The following is a 20050-nucleotide window of genomic DNA, read 5'->3' as shown; positions in this document are numbered from 1 at the left end:
GCCGACCTCGGCGGCGGACCGCCCGGCGCGGGCGCCGACGGAGGCGGCGGGGGCGGCGGGATCGGCGGGGGCCGTCCGTGGCGCGGCCGCCGCACCGTGGGGGCCGAGGTGCGCACCTTCCACGGCAAGGCGTTCGACGTCTGCCAGGCGCCGTCGCGGGACATCATGCGCCGCTGGCGCGACTCCGACTACCGGGCGGTGGGCGTCTACTACGGGGGCCGCGGCCGGGCCTGCCGCGCCCAGCCCGGACTGACCCGCGGCTGGATGCGGGCGGTCGACCGCATGGGATGGCGGGTGCTCCCGGTGTACGTCGGCTCGCAGGCGCCCTGCGTCACCGCGCGGCACAAGAGGGGCGTGCGCATCGGGCGGCACCCGTGGCGCCAGGGCGTGCGCGAGGGCCGGGACGCGGTGCGGCGCGCCAAGAAGCTCGGCATCCGGGGCCCGAGCCCGCTCTACCTCGACATGGAGGCCTACACCTTCCGCAAGCGGGCCTGCGCCCGGACCACGCTGTCCTTCGTGCGGGCGTGGGACAGGGAGGTGCGCAGGCGGGGGTACGTCCCCGGGTTCTACAGCAGCGCCGACTCGGGCGTGCGGCACATGGCGGAGGCCCGGCGGGCGGGGGTGCGGGACCTGCCGTCGGTCATCTGGTTCGCGCGCTGGCACACCCGGCCCCATCTGTACCGGGAGCGCGCCCTGGAGGGGCACGTCTGGCACCCACAGCGCCGGATCCACCAGTACGCGGGGAACGTGAAGGAGCGGCACGGCGGCCGTACCCTCGTCGTCGACCGGAACCTGGTGCACGCGCCCGTCGCCCGGATCGGCTGAACCCGGGCCCCGGGCAGTGGCCTTCGGGGACGGGGCGCCGGGGCCCGGGAAGCGGGGGCTCCGAGCGCCGAGCGCCGAGCGCCGGGACCGGGCCGCCGCACCGCAGGTCCGGGTCCCCTTCTCGGGGCCGAACCCTCAGGGGCCCTCATCCCCTCCTCCACCTTCAGGAGGTGGGGCTACCACCCCGCGTACAACCTGAGGCGGACGCCGCTTCAGGACCTCCGGCCGATCCGCGGTGGTAGGGGGCGCTCATAGCGTGGAGCCATGACCGCAACCCTGGCGTCTGTCCGCACCGGCGCATCGGAGCCCGCCGTGCGTGCCGCGTCCGCCGCGTCATCGGCGTACCCGTCGTTCGCGTCGTACGTCCGCGCCCGCCAGCCCGTGCTGCTGCGCACCGCCCGGTCGCTGACCGCGAACCCGTGCGATGCCGAGGACCTCCTCCAGACCGCGCTCACCAAGACGTATGTCGCGTGGGACAGGATCGAGGACCACCGTGCGCTCGACGGCTATGTGCGCAGGGCCCTGCTGAACACACGGACCTCGCAGTGGCGCAAGCGCAAGGTCGACGAGTTCGTCTGCGACGAGCTGCCCGAGCCGAACGTGCTGCCCGCCGGGGACCCGGCCGAGCAGCAGGCGCTGCACGACGCGATGTGGCGCGCCATCACGAAGCTGCCCGCGCGGCAGCGCGCGATGGTCGTCCTGCGGTACTACGAGGACCTGAGCGAGGCCCAGACGGCCGAGGTGCTCGGCGTGTCCATCGGCACCGTCAAGAGCGCCGTGTCGCGGGCGCTGGGGAAGCTGCGCGAGGACCCGGAGCTGCGGCCCGTCCGCAGCTGAGCGGGGTGCCCGAGCAGGGAACCGTCTGATCGATCATTCCCGGGAGTAGTGACATACCGATCGGTATGCGGTGAGAATCGGCGCAACCCTACTGCTCCGTAGCGCCCACCGGGAGGACGCCGTGCTGAGCACGATGCAGGACGTACCGCTGACAGTCACCCGCATCCTGAACCACGGGATGCGTGTCCACGGCACCTCGAAGATCATCACGTGGACGGGTGAGGGCGAACCGCACCGCCGTACGTTCGCCGAGGCGGGAGCCCGCGCGGCCCAGCTCGCCCACGCGCTCCGCGACGACCTGGGCGTCAGCGGCGACGACCGGGTCGCCACTTTGATGTGGAACAACGCCGAGCACGTCGAGGCCTACTACGCCGCGCCGTCCATGGGTGCCGTCCTGCACACCCTCAACCTCCGCCTCCCCGCGGACCAGCTGACGTGGATCGTGAACCACGCGGCCGACCGCGTGATCATCGTGAACGGCTCGCTGCTGCCGCTCCTCGCGCCGCTGCTGCCCGCGCTGGGCACGGTCGAGCACCTCGTCGTCTCCGGTCCCGGCGACCGTTCCCTGCTCGACGGCGCCGCTCAGCAGGTGCACGAGTACGAGGAGCTCATCGCCGGCAAGCCGACCACGTACGACTGGCCGGAGCTGGACGAGCGCCAGGCCGCGGCCATGTGTTACACCTCCGGCACCACCGGCGACCCCAAGGGCGTCGTCTACTCCCACCGCTCCATCTACCTGCACTCGATGCAGGTCAACATGACCCAGTCGATGGGGCTCACCGACGCCGACACCTCGCTGGTCGTCGTCCCGCAGTTCCATGTGAACGCCTGGGGCCTGCCGCACGCCACGTTCATGACCGGCGTGAACATGCTGATGCCGGACCGCTTCCTCCAGCCCGCGCCGCTCGCCGAGATGATCGAGTCGGAGCGGCCCACGCACGCCGCCGCCGTCCCCACCATCTGGCAGGGTCTGCTCGCCGAGCTCACGGCGAAGCCCCGCGACGTCTCCTGCGTCACCCAGGTCACCATCGGTGGCTCAGCCTGCCCGCCCTCTCTCATGAAGGCCTTCGACGACCTCGGCATGCGTGTCTGCCACGCCTGGGGCATGACCGAGACGTCCCCGCTCGGCACGGTCTCCCGGCCCCCGGCCGGCGTCGAGCCGGGCAGCGACGAGGAGTTCGCGTACCGGCTCACGCAGGGCCGCTTCCCGGCCGGTGTCGAGGCCCGGCTCAGCGGCCCCGGCGGCGATTACCTGCCCTGGGACGGCGAGTCCGCGGGCGAGCTGGAGGTGCGCGGCCCCTGGATCGCGGGCGCGTACTACGGAGGCGGCGGCGCGGACGCCGAGCCGCTGCGCCCCGCCGACAAGTTCAGCGAGGACGGCTGGCTGAAGACCGGCGACGTCGGCACGATCAGCCCCGACGGCTTCCTCACCCTCACCGACCGCGCCAAGGACGTCATCAAGTCCGGCGGCGAGTGGATCTCCAGCGTCGACCTGGAGAACGCCCTGATGTCCCACCCGGACGTCGCCGAGGCCGCCGTCGTCGCCGTCCCCGACGAGAAGTGGGGCGAACGCCCGCTCGCCACCGTGGTGTTGAAGGAGGGCGCGAGCGCGGACTTCGCGTCCCTGCGGTCCTTCCTCGCCGAGAAGATCGCCAAGTGGCAGCTGCCGGAGCGCTGGACGATCATCGAGTCGGTCCCGAAGACGAGCGTCGGCAAGTTCGACAAGAAGGTGCTGCGCAGGCAGTACGCGGACGGAGAGCTGGACGTCACGAAGCTCTGACCGCTGTGCGGTGCGACGGTTTCACGTGAAACAGGGGCGGCCCGAACGGGCCGCCCCTGTTTCGTGGTCGGTACGGATCAGTTGGTGCCGATCTTCGCCAGCAGGTCCACGATCCGGCTCTGCACCTCGTTGCTCGTCGAGCGCTCCGCGAGGAACAGCACCGTCTCCCCCGCGGCGAGCCGCGGCAGGTCGTCGTGGTCGACGGCGGCGGTGTAGACGACGAGCGGGGTGCGGTTCAACTGCCCGTTCGCCCGCAGCCAGTCGATGATCCCCGCACGGCGGCGGCGCACCTGGAGCAGATCCATGACGACCAGGTTCGGTCGCGTCTGCGCCGCTGCCGTCACCGCTTCCGCGTCGCTCGCGGCCCGCGCGACCTGCATCCCGCGCCGCTCCAGCGTCGCCGTCAGGGCGAGCGCGATCTCCTCGTGCTCCTCGATCAGGAGCACGCGCGGCGGGTGCTGCTCGCTGTCGCGCGGCGCCAGCGCCTTCAGAAGCACCGCCGGGTCGGCCCCGTACGCCGCCTCGCGCGTCGCCTGCCCCAGACCTGCGGTCACCAGGACCGGCACCTCGGCCGCGACGGCGGCCTGGCGCAGCGACTGGAGCGCGGTGCGGGTGATCGGCCCGGTCAGCGGGTCCACGAACAGCGCGGCCGGGAACGCCGCGATCTGCGCGTCCACCTCCTCGCGGGAGTGGACGGTCACCGGGCGGTAGCCGCGGTCGCTCAGCGCCTGCTGCGTCGTGACGTCGGGCGCGGGCCACACCAGGAGCCGGCGCGGGTTGTCCAGCGGCTCCGGGGGCAACTCGTCGTCCATCGGCTGCGGTTGCGGCCGGTTGGCGACCTCGACCGCGCCGCCCGGACCGTCCAGCGGCTCGGGGCCCTCGTCGGCGCCCCGGGCGGGCGCGCCGATCGCGTAGGCGCGGCCGGTGCCCTCCGACGTGCTGCCCGTGAGCCGCGGGTGCGGCCGGGCCGTCGTGGTCCCCTGCGCCGGGGTCTGCGCGGCGGTCTCGGTGCCGTCGGGCTGTTCCTGCCGGGTGGACAGCTTGCGCCGCCGCCCCGAACCGCCGAGCGTCTGCCCCTCCTGGTGCTGGGGCTGGGACGGCGTCTGCGGGATGCCTCGCGCGGGCGTCTGCGGCTGCGGCCTGCGCTGCGGCTCGGTCACCTGCCGCCCGAACGGCACGCCCTGGCCCAGCGTCCGCACGCTGAAGGCGCGGCCCTGGGTGGAGTCGGGGTCGACGGCCGGGCTCTGCGGCGCCTCCGCGGGCAGCGGCTGCGCGGCACGCGGTCGCGGCGCGCCCTCCGGCGGCAGCGGGCGCGCGGGCCCGGTCGGGGTGCCCTGCGGCGGCGTGGTCTGCGCCGGGTGCGGCTGCGGAGGCGTGTGGTCCTCGGCAGGGTGCCGCCCGGCGGCGTCGTGCCGCTGCTCGTCGTCCTGGATGTCGTCGACGGGCGCGGTCTGCGCCGGGGCGGCTTGCTGTACGCCCTGCTGTACGGGAAGGGGCGCGGGTACGGGCTCGGTGGCAGCCGCGACGGGCGCCTCCTGGGCCACCGGCCCGGCCACCGGCATCTCCTGGGCCACAGGCGCCTCGGCCGGTGCCGGAGCCGGGGTCTCGGGCGTCACCGGCGTGCGGTCGCTCTGCGCGGGCGGCAGCGCGAACACCTCGCGCGGCGCCGCGTCTTCGGTGGCCGCGGCCGCCTGCGCGGTGCCGAGCGCGCGCCGCGCCCGCCGCCCCGAAGGCTGCCCGGTGGCACCGGCCCCGGCCAGCTCCAGCTCGCCGTGTCCCGACGCGCCGTTCTCGCCCGCACCGGGCCCGGACGGCAGCGCGGGCAGCGCCGCCTGCTCCGAGCCGTCACGCCTGGCGCGACGCCCGGTCGGCGTGGGCACGCCCTGCGGCGGCACGGTCCCGCCGAGGCCCGACGCCGGCGATCCCGCCGCGTGTTCGGCCGCGGTCACCACGGCGCCCTCGGCCGCCGGACCGCTGTCCGTGGGGCGCGCCCGGCGTCGTCCGGTGCCCCCGGACGGTCCTTCGGGTGTGGCGGCCGCCGGAAGCTGCGGCTGCGCGGGGGCGTCCGTGGGGACGGCCCCGGTCTCGTCGGCCGCACGGCGCCCGCGCCGCCGGCCCGTACCACCGGAGCCGGACGTGGCCGCGGCGGCCGTCCCGCCCGGCAGCCCGCTCTCCAGGAACGAGTCCACCGAAGGCCCGGCCGCCCGTCGTGCCCGGCGACGCCCGCCACCGGTGGTCGCGCCCGCCTGCTCGGGAAGGTTCGGGGTGGGCTCAGGGACCTCGACGGCCGCGGGAGCGGGCGGCGTGACCGCCCCGGCGCCGCCCCCGAGCGGCAGGTCGAGCACGTACGCGCTGCCGCTCATGCCCGGCACCTCATGCGTCTGGAGCACGCCGCCGTGCGCCCGCACGATGCCCCGCACGATCGGCTCGTGCACCGGGTCGCCGCCCGCGTAGGGCCCGCGGACCTCGATCCGTACGCTCTCGCCGCGCAGCGCCGCCGCCACGACGATCGTCGAGTCCACGTATCCGGCGCCCGCGACGGCCGCGCGCGCGTTCCCGGTCGCGTCGATCCCGGCGACGTCGGCGATCAGGTGCGCGAGCGCGGTGGCGAGCCGCCCCGCGTCGACCTCGGCCTCGATCGGCGGCGCGTGCACGGCGAACTGGGCGCGGCCGGGCCCGATCAGCTCCACGGCCCCGTCGACACCGGCGGCGACGACGGCGTCCAGCATCACGTTCGTACGGAAAAGATCCGCGCTGCCCGAATCGAGCAACTGGTAGGCCAGGACGTTGTCGACGAGGGTCGTCATCCGTGAGTAGCCGGCGGCCAGGTGGTGCAGGACCTGGTTGGCCTCGGGCCACAACTGACCGGCGTCGTCGGCGGCGAGATGCCCGAGCTCACGGCGCAGCTCGTCGAGCGGGCCGCGCAGCGACTGGTCGAGCACCGCGAGCAGCTGCGAGTGGCGCGCGGCGAGCTCCTCGTAACGGTCCTTCTCGCGCTCGGCGAAGGCGGCGCCCCGCTCCCGCTCGGCGGACAGCTCCTCGGCGTGCTGCTCGCGCAGCGCGGCGAGCTCACCGGTGAGTTCCTCGCGCACCCGCTCCAGTTCGGCGGCGCGCTCCTCGCGCTCCCGCTCGGCGGCCTCGTCGCGCCGGGCGATCTCCTCGGCGTGCTCGGCGACGAGCTTGTCGTACGGCCTGCGGTCGGTGAAGGTCATGACGGCGCCGACGAGTTGGTCCCCGTCGCGCACCGGCGCCGTCGTCATGTCGACGGGCAGCTGCTCGCCGCTCTTGGACCACAGGACCTGCCCGCGCACCCGGTGCTTGCGCCCGGAGCGCAGGGTGTCGGCGAGCGGCGACTCCTCGTACGGGAACGGCTCGCCGTCGGCGCGCGAGTGCAGCACGAGGGCGTGCAGCTCCTGGCCGCCGAGGTCGCTGGCGCGGAAGCCCAGGATCTGCGCGGCGGCCGGGTTGACCAGGACGATCCGCCCGTCGGTGTCGGTACCGACCACACCTTCGGCGGCGGCCCGCAGGATCATCTCGGTCTGCCGCTGCGAGCGGGCCAGTTCGGCCTCGGTGTCGACGGTCCCCGACAGGTCGCGCACGACGAGCATGAGCAGCTCGGAGCCGCTGTATCCCGGGCCGCCGTGCGTCGCGTACGGGTCCACGACCTCGCGGGCGCCGTCGGCGAGATTGGCGGAGGTGACCTCGACGGGGAACTCGCTGCCGTCGGTACGGCGGGCCGTCATCCGGGTCGGCTTGGTGCGCCCGCGCTCGTCGGTGACGGTGTCGGGGCGGCGCATGGAGCCCGGGATCAGCCGGGAGTCGAACTCCGGCAGCAGATCGAGCAGTCCACGACCCACCAGCGCGGTGCCCGGCGCCTCGAAGGCCTCGAGGGCGATGGAATTGGCGTTGACGACGGTCCCGTTGGTGTTGACCAGCACCAATGCATCCGGGAGCGCATCGAGTATGGCTGCGAGGCGAGCAGCGCCTCGGGATGGCCTGCTGCTCACGACGACGCTTCCTCCCTGATTACCGCAACTTGCCGACTGCGCAGGCCATCTTGCCGCGCGGCCCGCAACGTGTCACGGGAGGGAGTCTACGGGCAGAGGTTGCGCGCGCGGCGCCGGATGAGAGGGAGCCCACGTAGAGGATGTGACGATCCGGCGCGGGCACGGTCGCGGCGGTGTGACCGATGGACCCACCGTCACGGAGCCGTCGCAGGCAGCACGGGCACCAGCTGCCGCCACCGGGAGATCTCGCAGCCGTCGGTCAGCTTGTACGAGGCGTCGACGGGCCGCCCGTGCCAGGTGCCGGTGACGTGCGCGGTGGCGGACCCTCCGTACTGCATCGTGCAGTACGTGCCGGCGGGCACGGGGGCGAACGGGTCCTGGCCGCCCGCCGTGAGCTCGTCGAGCCGGTCACAGGCGGCGGCCGGCTCCGGGTGGCTTCCGCCGGCGGGCCCGCAGTCCAGCTCGCGCGTCCCGTCGTTCCCGGTCCCCGAGTCGGCGACGGAGATGGTGAGGCGGTCGGTGCCCGGCCCCTCCGGGGAGCCGAACGGGGGCGGCGGCATCCGGTACGGGCCGGTGTCCGCGTGTCCCGCGACGGGCACGGCCCCGAGGACGGCGACGGAAGCGGCGGCGGTGAACAGCAGACGGGTCAGCGACATGCCGTGCCTAACGCCCGGCCCGGCACGACGTTGCGCCCGGCGTTACGCCTTTGCCCTCCGGCCTGCCCTCCTAGTACCGTGGGGGGCGATTGGTGACACGGCGTTCAGCTGTGTCATCATCTGCACGCAACCCACTCGCTCGCGCGGGCGGGACTGTGCTGGAGGCGTCGCCTAGTCCGGTCTATGGCGCCGCACTGCTAATGCGGTTTGGGACTTAAATCCCATCGAGGGTTCAAATCCCTCCGCCTCCGCCACACGATCCGAAGCCCCGGTCCACCAGGACCGGGGCTTCGGTGCTTCCCGGGGCCCCCGCGGCTCCAGAGGCTCGTTTCCGCAGGTCACAACGGGTGCGGCAAACGGATTTCACATGGCGGCGGCAGTCATGTAATGTTCTTCCTGTCGCCGGGATAGGCCGAAAGGCCGGGAGCGGAGACAAGAAAAAACAACAAAACAAGCACTCGTAGCTTAACGGATAGAGCATCTGACTACGGATCAGAAGGTTGCAGGTTCGAATCCTGCCGAGTGCACACAGTCGAGAGGCCCCGGACGAAGAGTCCGGGGCCTCTTGCGTTGGGTTGTACCGCAGAGCAGGACGACAACCGGGTCAACCGGAGGGGGAAACCATGACCGAGGACACCGAGCCGCTCGAGTTGGTCCGCCTGGACGACGGAACACAGAGTGTCGTCGTGCGGGTGCTGTCGACGCAGCCCCACCGGCCCGACCACTACGACGCCGAGATCGTCATCCGCAGCGACTTCGTGAACGCCGTGGTGCGAACCGACTTCGATGCCGACGACATCGGCGAGTGGGGCGACCTCCTGGACGCCGTCGAGGACGACGACGCGGACATCCAGCAGGACGACGACGTGCTCGCCGAGAGCTGGCCGAGTGAGGGACGCGCCGCGTACCTCACGTTCGTGGCCGATGACCCGTACGTGGTCGAGGTTCACGACGCGCCCGGCACGCAGATCTGTGTCCGCGTCCCCCTCGACCTCAAGCCCGACTGGATCGCCGATTCCCGGGCCCGGCTCGCGGCCGTCCGGCGAGCGCTCGGGGTGTAGCCGCGGGCCCCTCGCGTTGTCAGTGGGGTGCGTCATCCTGGCTCGTATGACGTGGTGGAGCACCGGGATGCGGTGGCGTGGGGGGAGGCCGGCGTTCGGGTGGGTCGGGGGCGGGGGATCGAGCGGTGGAGTGAGGTCCGGTTCGGGGAGCCGGTGGCCTTCCGGGTCGCGGGGGCGCGGCGGTGTCTCGGGGTGTGGCGCGGCGGGCGGCGGACCGTGTGCCCGGGGCGGGATCCCGTGCCGGTGCGGGGGACGCGGGCGCAGTGCGCGGAGTGCGCCGGGATCGACCGGGCGCGTTCGGTGGCCGCGGACACCGTCGCCGACGATCCGCGGCCGTACCACGTGTACCTGGCGTGGTTCGGGGACGGACTCGTGAAGGTGGGGATCACGGGGGTGGGCAGGGGGAGCGCCCGCCTTCTGGAGCAGGGGGCCGTCGCCTTCACCTGGCTGGGGCGGGGGCCCTTGATGGCGGCCCGGCGGGCCGAGGAGCTGTTGCGGGTGGCGCTCGGGGTGCCCGACCGGATCCCGTACGAGAGGAAGCGGATCGTGCGCGCCGGGGTCGGGGACGGGGTCGCGGAGCTGGTGCGGGCCCACGCGGTGGTGTCGGGGCGGGAGAGCGGCTCCTCGAGCCAGGAGGGGCGGGTGCTCGGAGACGGGTGGCCCGAGTCGTTGGAGCGGATGCCGTGCGAGGTCGTCGGGCACGCGGAGGCGTTCGGGCTGGCCGCCGTCGACCGGGTGGACGCGGTGGTCGGGGGCTCGCCGAGGGGGCCGTGGTGGCGGGGACCGTCGTGGCGGCGGCCGGGCCCGATCTGCATCTCGTCGAGGCGGCCGGGCGGCGGCTCGTGGTCGACACGCGCGTGCTGGCCGGCTGGCCGCTGGAGCGCACCGGGGAGGACGCGCGCGTGGTCGGCGTCGCGGTGCGGGAGGTCCCCGGGGTGCAGGGCGGGCTGTTCTGAGCAGGGCGGCACGGGCTCTGGCTGACCGGAAGGTCAAGGGAGGGATCCCGTTGGGCAAGGAGTGGGGCGGGAGGGTGGACAGGGGTGGTGGGGGCGGGTGACCGTAAGGGACATGAGCGATCGGAGCGTTGCGCCTGTCGGGGCCGTCGAGCCCCTGCCCGCCTTTGAACTGCCGTACTACGTCGTCGTGTTCAGTTCCGTACGGACCGAGGGGGATCGCGGGTACGGGGAGACGTCCGACCGGATGGACGAGCTGGTGAAGGAGATGCCGGGGTATCTCGGGCACGAGTCCGCGCGGACGCCCGGCGGGCTCGGGATCACCGTGTCGTACTTCCGGGACATCGACGCGATCGAGGAGTGGCGGTCCGTCGGCGAGCACCGTGCCGCGCAGAAGCAGGGGCGTGCCGAGTGGTACGACCGGTACACCGTGCACGTCGCCAAGGTGGAGCGCAGCCACGGGTTCGCGCGTGGGTGAGGCCGAGCGGGTCGGTGAGTTCCTCGCCCGGTACGGGCTGCCCGGCCTCGTCGACGTGCACACGCACTTCATGCCCGAGCGGGTGCTGCGCAAGGTGTGGGCGTACTTCGACGCCGTCGGGCCGATGACGGGCGTCGCCTGGCCGATCACGTACCGGGAGGAGGAGGACCGGCGGGTCGAGCTGCTGAGGGAGTTCGGCGTCACCGCCTTCACCTCGATGCTCTACCCGCACAAGGCCGGGATGGCCGAGTGGCTGAACGGATGGGCCGCGGAGTTCGCCGCCCGTACGCCCGGCTGTCTGCACACCGCGACCTTCTTCCCCGAGGCGGGCGCGCCGGCGTACGTGCGGCGGGCCCTGGAGGACGGGGCGCGGGTGTTCAAGGCACATGTGCAGGTCGGCGCCTACGACCCGAACGACCCGCTGCTCGACCCCGTGTGGGGCCTGCTGGCCGAGGCGGGCGTCCCCGTCGTGACGCACTGCGGATCGGGGCCCGCGCCCGGCAAGCACACGGGTCCCGGGCCGATGGGGCGGGTGCTCGCGCGGCATCCGCGGCTGCCGCTGGTCGTCGCGCACATGGGGATGCCCGAGTACGCGGACTTCCTGGACCTCGCCGAGCGGTACCCCGAGGTGCGGCTCGACACGACGATGGCGTTCACCGACTTCAGCGAGGCGCAGTCGCCCTTCCCGAAGGGCGAGTTGCGGCGCCTCGCCGACCTGGGGGACCGGGTGCTGCTCGGGAGCGACTTCCCGAACATTCCGTACCCGTACGTCCACCAGCTGGAGGCGATCGAGCGGCTCGGGCTGGGGGACGCCTGGGTGCGGGCCGTCTGTCACGAGAACGGGCGGGACCTGTTCCGGCTGCCCTGACCCGCGGTCGCGGGGAAGGCGGCGGGCTTCCTGAGAGGCGCCTGTGGATTTCTCAGGTTTTTCACAGGTACGGGAAAGGGTGCTCTCAGAGGCGGGTCGCAAGGTTGCACCATGACCGCGACCTCGCCCCAGGGGCGTACCGAACTGCTGAGGCCGGACGGGAGCCCCGTCCGGGTGCTTGTCGTGGACGACGAGCAGTCCATCACCGAGCTGTTGTCCATGGCCCTGCGCTACGAGGGCTGGCAGATCCGCGCCGCCGGTGACGGTGCCGGAGCCGTGCAGACCGCGCGTGAGTTCCGTCCCGACGCCGTCGTCCTGGACATGATGCTGCCGGACATGGACGGGCTGAGCGTGCTCGGGCGTCTGCGCCGCGAACTGCCGGACGTCCCCGTGCTCTTCCTGACCGCCAAGGACGCCGTCGAGGACCGTATCGCCGGCCTGACCGCGGGCGGCGACGACTACGTCACCAAGCCGTTCAGCCTGGAAGAGGTCGTCGCGCGGCTGCGCGGGCTGATCCGGCGCACGGGGGCCGCCGACCGCCGTAGCGAATCCGTGCTCGTCGTCGGCGACCTCATGCTCGACGAGGACAGCCACGAGGTCTCCCGGGGCGGGGCCAACATCCATCTGACCGCCACGGAGTTCGAGCTGCTGCGGTTCCTCATGCGCAATCCGCGGCGCGTGCTCAGCAAGGCGCAGATCCTCGATCGCGTGTGGTCGTACGACTTCGGCGGGCAGGCCAATGTCGTCGAGCTGTACATCTCCTACCTGCGGCGGAAGATCGACGCCGGGCGTGAGCCGATGATCCACACGCGGCGCGGGGCGGGATATCTGATCAAGCCGGCCGCCACCACGGTGTCGTGACCCGGCGGGCGCGGCGGGGACACCGGCCCAGGTCGCTGCGGAGCCGGCTCGTCATCACCGTCGTGGGCCTCATCGCGCTGGTCAGCGTCGTCATCGGCACGGTGACGACGCTGGCGCTGCACTCCTACCTGTACGGGCAGTTGGACGACAAGGTCCGGCAGACGGTGCGGCTCGCCGAGGGCGGCGGTCCTGGCGACCAGGGCCCCGAGCAGCAGCGGCGCCCGGCGAACCTCCAGTTCCTCGGCGGTCCCGGCCGGGACCGGCCGGTGGGCGCGACCTTCGGTACCGACGGCACGATCACCCAGGCGTCCCGCGGTGTCTGGGACCCCGACAACGCCACCAACACGGTCGATCTGACCGAGGCCCAGAAGGACGACCTCGCCTCCGTCGCCCGCGACGGCAAGGCGCACAGCGTCAGCCTGTCCGGGCTCGGTGACTACCGCGTCCAGTCGTCGAGCGACGGCACCGTGCTCGTGGGGCTTCCCGCCGCGGACGTCGAGTCCACGCTGAACACCCTGATCGTCATAGAGCTGGCCGTCACGGCCGCCGGCCTGCTCGCCGCCGGAGTCACCGGCGTCGTCATGGTCGGCGTCACCCTGCGCCCCCTGCGCCGGGTCGCCGCGACCGCGACCCGCGTCTCCGAACTGCCGCTGCACAGCGGCGAAGTCACCCTCTACGAACGCGTCCCCGACACCGAGGCCGACCCCAGGAACGAGGTCGGGCAGGTCGGGGCCGCGCTCAACCGGATGCTCGACCATGTGCACGGCGCGCTCCAGTCGCGCCAGCAGAGCGAGACGCGCGTCCGGCAGTTCGTCGCCGACGCCAGTCACGAGCTGCGCACCCCGCTCGCCTCCATCCGCGGGTACGCCGAACTGACCCGGCGCGGCCGTGAGGAGACCGGCCCCGACACCCGGCACGCCCTCGGCCGCATCGAGTCCGAGGCGCATCGCATGACGGGCCTGGTCGAGGACCTGCTGCTGCTCGCGCGGCTCGACGCGGGACGCCCGCTGTCGTACGAGCCGACCGATCTGTCGCCGCTGGTCATCGACGCGCTCAGCGACGCCCGCGCCGCCGGCCAGGACCACGCCTGGCGCCTGGAGCTGCCCGACGAACCGGTCACCGTGCTCGCCGACGCCGCGCGGCTGCACCAGGTCCTCGTCAACCTGCTGGCGAACGCCCGGACGCACACGCCACCGGGCACGACCGTCACCGCCCGCGTCCACGGGCGCGGGCCCTGGGTCTGCTTCGACATCCAGGACGACGGGCCCGGCATCCCCGCCGAGCTGCTGCCGCACGTCTTCGAGCGGTTCGCGCGCGGCGACTCGTCGCGGTCGAGGAAGGCGGGCTCCACGGGGCTGGGCCTGGCCATCGTGCAGGCCGTCACGGCCGCGCACGGCGGCGCCGTGACCGTGGACTCGACGCCCGGCAGGACCGTGTTCACCGTGCACCTGCCGGCGTACGTCGAGCCGGTCGGTCACGCACAGCCGTACTCACAGGCCGGGCAAAGCCTCACCACACAGCGCTGACAGGGCAGTTGGCGAATGTCGATGGCATGCGAACCGACTCTTCTCCGGGCATCGACCCCACCACCGCGAGGTTCGGGGCGCTGCCGGCGCGGGAGCACCTCCCCGCCGGCAGCGGCGATGTGCCGGTCCTGGACGTTGTCATCCCCGTCTACAACGAGGAGAAGGACCTCGGCGCGTGTGTGCGCGGACTGCACCAGCACCTGGTCCGCACCTTCCCCTACCGCTTCCGCATCACCGTCGCGGACAACGCCTCCACCGACACCACCCCCCAGGTGGCGCACAGGCTGACCACCGAACTGCCGGGAGTCTCGTACGTCCGTCTGGAGCAGAAGGGGCGCGGGCGCGCCCTGCGTACCGTCTGGTCGGCGTCCGACGCGCCGATCCTCGCGTACATGGACGTGGACCTGTCCACCGATCTGAACGCGCTCCTGCCGCTCGTCGCCCCGCTGATCTCGGGTCACTCGGACCTCGCCATCGGGTCGCGGCTCGCCCGCTCGTCGCGGGTCGTGCGCGGCCCGAAGCGGGAGTTCATCTCGCGCGCCTACAACCTCATCCTGCGCGGCTCGCTCCAGGCCCGGTTCTCCGACGCCCAGTGCGGGTTCAAGGCGATCAGGCGCGATGTGGCGCAGGCGCTGCTGCCGCTGGTGGAGGACACCGGGTGGTTCTTCGACACGGAGATGCTGGTGCTCGCCGAGCGCGCGGGGCTCCGTATCCACGAAGTGCCCGTCGACTGGGTCGACGACCCGGACTCGACGGTCCACATCGTGCGGACGGCGACCGAGGACCTGAAGGGCGTCTGGCGGGTCGGCAAGGCCCTCGCCACCGGTTCGCTCGCGCTCGACCGGCTGGCCCGCCCGTTCGGCGACGACCCGCGCGACCGGCAGCTCGCCGGGGTCCCCAGGGGGCTGGCCCGCCAGCTGGTCGGGTTCTGCGTCGTCGGTGTCCTGTCGACGCTGCTGTACCTCCTGCTCTACTCCGGCTTCCGCACGTTCTCGGGGGCGCAGAGCGCCAACGGGCTCGCCCTGTTCGTCTCGGCGCTCGCCAACACGGCCGTCAACCGGCGCCTCACCTTCGGGGTGCGCGGCCGTGACGGAGCGGTGCGCCATCAGGCGCAGGGCATCGTCGTCTTCGGCATCGGCTGGGCGCTGACCAGCGGATCGCTGGCCGCGCTCGACGCCGCGACCGGCGACGCCTCGCACTCCACGGAGCTGGCGGTGCTGATCGCGGCCAACCTCGCCGGGACCGTCCTGCGCTTCCTGCTCTTCCGCGCGTGGGTGTTCCCCGAGCGGAGCACCACCACCGCCGTCACACCCGCACCGCGGCCACCTCAGGTTCCGCACGGCTTGGACGACGCGACCGCACAGCTGCACGCGGTACGCGACCACGACCGTGACCTCGACCCCAGGACCCCGCGATGACCACTGACCTCCATCCTCCGCAGGGCGCCGCCGGGGCGGCCCCGGCCGCCGGGCCGCCTCCCACGAGCGGCGGCCACGGCCGTGCGAAGCCCCGTCTCGCGCACCGCGTGTGGCGCGGGCGGCCCGAGGACGCCCGCTGGGTGCGCCCCGCGTTCCTCGGCCTGCTCCTCGTCATCGGCCTCGCCTATCTGTGGAACCTGTCCGCCTCCGGATACGCCAACTCCTTCTACTCGGCGGCCGTCCAGGCGGGCAGCGAGAGCTGGAAGGCGTTCTTCTTCGGCTCGTCCGACGCGGCGAACGCCATCACCGTCGACAAGCCGCCGGCGGCGCTGTGGCCGATGGCCCTGTCCGTACGCCTCTTCGGCCTGAACGCGTGGGCGATCCTCGTCCCCGAGGTCCTGATGGCCCTGGCCACGGCCGGTGTCCTGTACGGGGCCGTGCGGCGCCGGTTCGGTGCCGCCGCGGGCCTGATCACGATGCTCGTGTTCGCGACGGTCCCGGTCGCCGCGCTGATGTTCCGCTTCAACAACCCGGACGCGCTGCTCGCGCTGCTGATGACCGTCACGGTCTCCTGCGTGCTGCGCGCCATCGAGCACGGCCGGACGAAGTGGCTGCTCTGGGCGGGTGTCGCGGTCGGCCTCGCCTTCCTCGCCAAGACGCTCCAGGCCTTCCTGATCCTGCCGCCGCTGGCCGTCCTGTACGCCGTCCTCGCGCCGGTGGGGGTCCGCAGGCGGTTCGGGCAGCTGGCCCTCTCCGGGCTCGCGATGATCGTCGCGGGCGGCTGGTGGGTCGCGATCGTCGAGCTGTGGCCCGCGTCGTCGCGGCCGTACATCGGCGGCTCCCAGAACAACTCGTTCCTCGAACTCACCTTCGGCTACAACGGGCTCGGCCGGATCAACGGCGACGAGACCGGCAGCGTCGGCGGCGGTGGCGGCACGGGCGGCACCGGGCAGTGGGGCGAGACCGGCATCGGCCGGATGTTCAACTCCGAGATCGGCGGCCAGATCGCGTGGCTGATCCCGGCCGCGCTGATCCTCTTCGTCGCCGGTGTCGTCCTGACCCGGAAGGCGAACCGTACGGACACGGCGCGCGCCGCGTTCCTCGCCTGGGGCGGCTCGCTGCTGATGACGGGGCTCGTCTTCAGCTTCATGGCCGGCATCTTCCACCAGTACTACACGGTGGCCCTGGCCCCCTCCATCGCGGCGCTGGTCGGCATGGGCGCCTCGGTCCTGTGGGAGGAGCGGTCGCGGATCACGGCGTCGGCGACGCTCGGCGCGACCGTCGCGGTCACGGCCGTGTGGGCGTACGCGCTGCTCGGCCGGACGGCGGACTACCTGCCGTGGCTGCGGTGGGCCGTGCTCATCGGCGGGCTCGTGGCGGGCCTCGGGCTCGCCTTCGCGGGGCGCCTGAACCGTCAGTTCGCGCTCGGCGCCGCCGGTCTGGGCCTGGTGACGGCCCTCGCGGCGCCCACCGCGTACACGATCAGCACGCTGAACACCGGGCACACCGGGTCGATCGTCACGGCGGGGCCCTCCGGGGCGAGCGCCCTGGGGATGGGCGGCGGGCCGGGCGGCGGTCGGGGCGGAGGCGGCCAGGGTGGTCAAGGCGGGCAGATGGGGCAGCCCCCGACCGGTACCGGTAACGGCAGCCAGCAGGGCGGCGGCTTCCCGGGCGGTGGGATGCCCGGCCGGAACCAGGGCACCGGCGGCACCCAGAAGCAGGGCACCATGCCCGGCGGCAGGGGCGAAGGCGGTGCCGGTGGCGGCGGTGGCGGCGGTATGGGCGGCCTCCTCAACGGCGCGACCGTCAGCGCCGAGGCGAAGAAGCTGCTCCAGGCCGACGCCGACGACTACACCTGGGTCGCGGCCACGGTCGGCTCGCAGAACCAGGCGAGCTACCAACTCGCCACCGGTGACCCGGTGATGGCGGTCGGCGGCTTCAACGGCACGGACCCGTCCCCGACATCGGCCCAGTTCAAGCAGTACGTCGAGGACGGAAGGATCCACTACTTCATCGGCAGCGGGTCCGGGTCCGGCGGCACGGGCGGATCGAGCTCCGGCTCGTCCTCCGAGATCGCGTCGTGGGTCGCGGACCACTTCACGAAGGTGACGGTGGGCAGCGCGACCTTCTACGACCTGACCCGGCCGACGACCTGACCCTTCCGCCACGCGGCCCTTCGCCCCTCCCCGGAACGCGCGCTCCGCGCTCGGGGAGGGGCGAAGGCCGCTCCCTGGCTCCCTAGCGGCGCACGGACAGCTCCGCGACCACCGGCCGGTGGTCCGACGCCGCCGCCTCGCCCGGCACCTGGGCGGACCGCACCCGGATCCCCTCCCCCGCCGCGACGAAGTCGATCCGCTTCACGGGTACGTTCGCCGGGTACGTGCCCTCCCCGTTCACCGGACCCGCGTCCGTCAACTCCCGCCACAACGGCGCCAGTTCCGGTGCCGTGCGCTCGGCGTTGAAGTCGCCGAGGAGCACCTGCCGCGCCCCCGGCTCGGCCGCCCGCTCGGCCGCCATGACGCGGCGCGTGTCCGCGACCTGCGCCACCCGCACCGACGGGTCGGCCCGGTAGTCGAGGTGCGTCACGAACACCTGCACGGGGACTCCCCGCACCTTCAGCGTCACCTCCCCGAACCCGGGGGCCGGGGCCGGCACCGGGTTCGGGTCCTGCGTGGACAGCCGGGTGATGTCGTGGTTGGCGGCCGACCGGATCGGATACCGGGACAGGACCGCCACCCCGTACTCGCGCCGCGGTCCCCCGGTCGTCACCGGGTCGAGGCTGTAGATCGGCGCGAACGACACCCGCATGCCGAGCCGGTCCGCCAGTTCCTGGGCCACGTCGAGGTTCCGGCTGCGCTCGCCCCAGTGGACGTCGACCTCCTGGAGGCCGATCACGTCCGCGTCGAGGGCCCGCAGCGCGGCGGCCTGACGGTCGAGATCGAAGACGTTGTCCATGCCGGACCCGGCGTGGATGTTGTACGTGGCGATCCGGAGGGGGACGGCTCCGGGCGTCCCGGCCGCGGCGGGCGGCGCGGCCGCTACCAGGCTCAACAGTGCGGCGGACAGGGCCAGTTGGGGAAGTGCGCGGACTCGTATCGGCATGTCGGGAACCGTATGCGGAAAACCTTCTTGTACAGCGTACGAGTCTTCCCTTACGGTGTATGGGAGTCGCTGGCGGCGTCGGCGACCTCCCTGTCCAGGCATCCACGTGAAGAAGGCGAGACCAGATGACGGCGACGACCGCCGAGCACGCGAACAACCCCCACCCGGACGGGCCCGCCCCGGCCGGAGGCCACCCGCAGCGCTGGCTCATCCTCGGCGTCATCTGCCTCGCCCAGCTGACCGTGCTGCTCGACAACACCGTCCTGAACGTCGCGATCCCCTCCCTCACCACGGAGCTGCACGCGTCGACGTCCGACATCCAATGGGTGATCAGCGCCTACTCGCTCGTGCAGTCCGGGCTGCTGCTCACCGCGGGCTCCACCGCCGACCGCTACGGCCGCAAGAAGATGCTCGCGGCCGGGCTCGTGCTCTTCGGCGTCGGCTCGCTGGTGGCCGGACTCGCCGACTCCACCGGCCAGTTGATCGCCGCGCGGGCCGGCATGGGCGTCGGCGGCGCGCTCCTGATGACCACCACCCTCGCCGTCGTCGTGCAGATCTTCGACGACGCGGAGCGGGTCAAGGCCATCGGCCTGTGGGCCACCGTGAACTCGCTCGGGTTCGCCGTCGGCCCGCTGCTCGGCGGCGTGATGCTCGACCACTTCTGGTGGGGCGCGATCTTCCTGATCAACATCCCGGTCGCGGTCATCGGTCTCGTCGCCGTGCTCGCGCTGGTCCCCGAGTCCAAGAACCCGCGGGGCGACCGGCCCGACCTGCTCGGCGCACTGCTCTCCACGGTCGGCATGACCGGTGTCGTCTACGCGATCATCACCGGGCCCGGCGACGGCTGGACGGCCGGGTCCACGCTCGCCCCGGCCGCGATCGGCGCCGTCTTCCTCGCCGCGTTCGTGGCGTGGGAGCTGCGCATCCCGTACCCGATGCTGGACATGCACTTCTTCCGCGACCAGAAGTTCACGGGCGCGGTCGCCGGGGCGATCCTCGTCGCGTTCGGCATGGGCGGATCGCTGTTCCTGCTCACCCAGCACCTGCAATTCGTCCTGGGATACGGGCCGTTGGAGGCCGGTCTGCGCACCGCGCCGCTCGCGCTGACCGTCGTCGCGCTCAACCTCACCGGGGTCGGCGCCCGGCTGCTGCCCCGGCTCGGCACCCCGCTGACCATCGCGGCCGGCATGACCTGTCTGGCGGCGGGCCTCGCGGCGATCGCGCTGCTCGGCGGGGACAGCTACGGCGGCATGCTCGCCGGTCTGATCGTGATGGGCGCGGGCATCGCCCTGGCCATGCCCGCCATGGCCAACGCCATCATGAGCGCGATCCCGCCGGAGAAGGCGGGCGTGGGCGCCGGGGTCAACGGCACCCTCGCGGAGTTCGGCAACGGGCTCGGCGTCGCCGTCCTCGGAGCCGTCCTGAACGCCCGCTTCGCGGCGCTCGTATCCGTCTCCGCGGCCTCGCTGCCGGCGGCGCTCGCGGCAGCGGATTCCGGTGCGGAGAAGGCCCGTATCGCGGATGCCTTCTCCTCGGGTCTGGAGACCAGCCAACTCGTCGGCGCCGTCGCCGTCCTCGTCGGCGGACTGCTCGCCGCGGCGTTGCTCCGGCGGGCCGAGAGGGCAGACTCAGCGGTGGTGGCTTCCGCATAGCATCGGTGCGGGCCAGCGGGCGGACG

The 20050-nt window shown here is 73.1% G+C and carries 14 protein-coding genes, 2 tRNA genes and 1 pseudogene; 14 read left to right on the top strand and 3 right to left on the bottom strand.

All coding sequences use genetic code 11. From position 1 onward, the window contains the following. Positions 1-108: 108 nt before the first annotated feature. The 3 genes from V2W30_RS19555 (at position 109) to V2W30_RS19545 (ending at position 3442) form a co-directional block, all read left to right on the top strand. Positions 109-825: a DUF1906 domain-containing protein gene (locus V2W30_RS19555; RefSeq protein WP_338698253.1), complete on the top strand. Its 717-nt coding sequence runs from the start codon at positions 109-111 to the stop codon at positions 823-825. A gap of 264 nt (positions 826-1089) precedes the next feature. After that, positions 1090-1662 (top strand): SigE family RNA polymerase sigma factor, encoded by a 573-nt coding sequence (locus tag V2W30_RS19550; protein WP_338698252.1) that lies wholly within the window; start codon positions 1090-1092, stop codon positions 1660-1662. 121 nt (positions 1663-1783) lie between these two features. Then, positions 1784-3442: a long-chain fatty acid--CoA ligase gene (locus tag V2W30_RS19545; protein ID WP_338698251.1), complete on the top strand. Its 1659-nt coding sequence runs from the start codon at positions 1784-1786 to the stop codon at positions 3440-3442. Positions 3443-3519: 77 nt separating this feature from the next. Here the strand turns inward: V2W30_RS19545 and V2W30_RS19540 are convergent, their stop codons facing one another. Together V2W30_RS19540 and V2W30_RS19535 are read right to left on the bottom strand one after the other, a co-directional pair. Then, positions 3520-7449, bottom strand: coding sequence for a PAS domain-containing protein (locus V2W30_RS19540; protein WP_338698249.1), 3930 nt, complete (start codon positions 7447-7449; stop codon positions 3520-3522). A gap of 194 nt (positions 7450-7643) precedes the next feature. Continuing rightward, positions 7644-8105, bottom strand: a complete 462-nt coding sequence (locus tag V2W30_RS19535) for an SSI family serine proteinase inhibitor (RefSeq protein WP_338698247.1) — start codon at positions 8103-8105, stop codon at positions 7644-7646. Between the two features lie 160 nt (positions 8106-8265). Between V2W30_RS19535 and V2W30_RS19530 the strand changes: the two genes are divergently transcribed. From V2W30_RS19530 to V2W30_RS19485, 10 genes and pseudogenes are all read left to right on the top strand, one after another. Beyond that, positions 8266-8359: transfer RNA gene (locus tag V2W30_RS19530), tRNA-Ser, on the top strand. A 200-nt stretch (positions 8360-8559) separates the two neighbouring features. Further along, positions 8560-8632, top strand: a tRNA-Arg gene (locus V2W30_RS19525). Positions 8633-8728: 96 nt separating this feature from the next. Continuing rightward, entirely contained in the window at positions 8729-9166 is a 438-nt protein-coding gene (locus V2W30_RS19520) for a DUF5959 family protein (protein ID WP_338698245.1), read from the top strand. 67 nt (positions 9167-9233) lie between these two features. Further along, positions 9234-10122 (top strand): annotated as a pseudogene (locus V2W30_RS19515) (DUF2797 domain-containing protein). Between the two features lie 112 nt (positions 10123-10234). Beyond that, the gene (locus V2W30_RS19510) at positions 10235-10597 is read left to right on the top strand and encodes an antibiotic biosynthesis monooxygenase (RefSeq protein ID WP_338698243.1); all 363 of its coding nucleotides are present in this window, start codon (positions 10235-10237) and stop codon (positions 10595-10597) included. Next, positions 10590-11465: an amidohydrolase family protein gene (locus tag V2W30_RS19505; protein WP_338698241.1), complete on the top strand. Its 876-nt coding sequence runs from the start codon at positions 10590-10592 to the stop codon at positions 11463-11465. Before V2W30_RS19510 ends, V2W30_RS19505 begins: the two co-directional genes overlap by 8 nt. A 111-nt stretch (positions 11466-11576) precedes the next feature. Further along, a complete protein-coding gene (locus V2W30_RS19500) occupies positions 11577-12326 on the top strand; it encodes a response regulator transcription factor (protein ID WP_305128485.1) in 750 nt (249 codons plus the stop codon). After that, on the top strand, positions 12323-13852 hold the full coding sequence (locus V2W30_RS19495; RefSeq protein WP_338698238.1) for a HAMP domain-containing sensor histidine kinase: 1530 nt from the start codon (positions 12323-12325) through the stop codon (positions 13850-13852). Before V2W30_RS19500 ends, V2W30_RS19495 begins: the two co-directional genes overlap by 4 nt. A gap of 26 nt (positions 13853-13878) precedes the next feature. Further along, positions 13879-15270, top strand: a complete 1392-nt coding sequence (locus V2W30_RS19490) for a bifunctional glycosyltransferase family 2/GtrA family protein (RefSeq protein ID WP_338698236.1) — start codon at positions 13879-13881, stop codon at positions 15268-15270. Next, positions 15267-17426, top strand: coding sequence for an ArnT family glycosyltransferase (locus V2W30_RS19485; protein WP_338698235.1), 2160 nt, complete (start codon positions 15267-15269; stop codon positions 17424-17426). Before V2W30_RS19490 ends, V2W30_RS19485 begins: the two co-directional genes overlap by 4 nt. Before the next feature lie 82 nt (positions 17427-17508). Here V2W30_RS19485 and V2W30_RS19480 read toward each other — a convergent pair whose 3' ends face one another. Next, positions 17509-18372 (bottom strand): endonuclease/exonuclease/phosphatase family protein, encoded by an 864-nt coding sequence (locus V2W30_RS19480; protein ID WP_338698234.1) that lies wholly within the window; start codon positions 18370-18372, stop codon positions 17509-17511. 125 nt (positions 18373-18497) lie between these two features. Between V2W30_RS19480 and V2W30_RS19475 the strand changes: the two genes are divergently transcribed. Further along, the gene (locus V2W30_RS19475; protein WP_338698232.1) at positions 18498-20024 is read left to right on the top strand and encodes an MFS transporter; all 1527 of its coding nucleotides are present in this window, start codon (positions 18498-18500) and stop codon (positions 20022-20024) included. The last annotated feature ends 26 nt before the right edge of the window (positions 20025-20050 follow it).

The sequence above is a fragment of the Streptomyces sp. Q6 genome (assembly GCF_036967205.1).
GTDB classification, from domain to species: Bacteria; Actinomycetota; Actinomycetes; order Streptomycetales; family Streptomycetaceae; genus Streptomyces; species Streptomyces citrinus.
This window is presented reverse-complemented; position numbering and strand designations above follow the sequence as displayed.

Coding starts and splice junctions, on each gene's coding strand:
- V2W30_RS19550 (WP_338698252.1), top strand. CDS start 1,090: ATGACCGCAACCCTGGCGTCTGTCCGCACCGGCGCATCGGAGCCCGCC.
- V2W30_RS19535 (WP_338698247.1), bottom strand. CDS start 8,105: ATGTCGCTGACCCGTCTGCTGTTCACCGCCGCCGCTTCCGTCGCCGTC.
- V2W30_RS19520 (WP_338698245.1), top strand. CDS start 8,729: ATGACCGAGGACACCGAGCCGCTCGAGTTGGTCCGCCTGGACGACGGA.
- V2W30_RS19510 (WP_338698243.1), top strand. CDS start 10,235: ATGAGCGATCGGAGCGTTGCGCCTGTCGGGGCCGTCGAGCCCCTGCCC.
- V2W30_RS19500 (WP_305128485.1), top strand. CDS start 11,577: ATGACCGCGACCTCGCCCCAGGGGCGTACCGAACTGCTGAGGCCGGAC.
- V2W30_RS19490 (WP_338698236.1), top strand. CDS start 13,879: ATGCGAACCGACTCTTCTCCGGGCATCGACCCCACCACCGCGAGGTTC.
- V2W30_RS19485 (WP_338698235.1), top strand. CDS start 15,267: ATGACCACTGACCTCCATCCTCCGCAGGGCGCCGCCGGGGCGGCCCCG.
- V2W30_RS19480 (WP_338698234.1), bottom strand. CDS start 18,372: ATGCCGATACGAGTCCGCGCACTTCCCCAACTGGCCCTGTCCGCCGCA.
- V2W30_RS19475 (WP_338698232.1), top strand. CDS start 18,498: ATGACGGCGACGACCGCCGAGCACGCGAACAACCCCCACCCGGACGGG.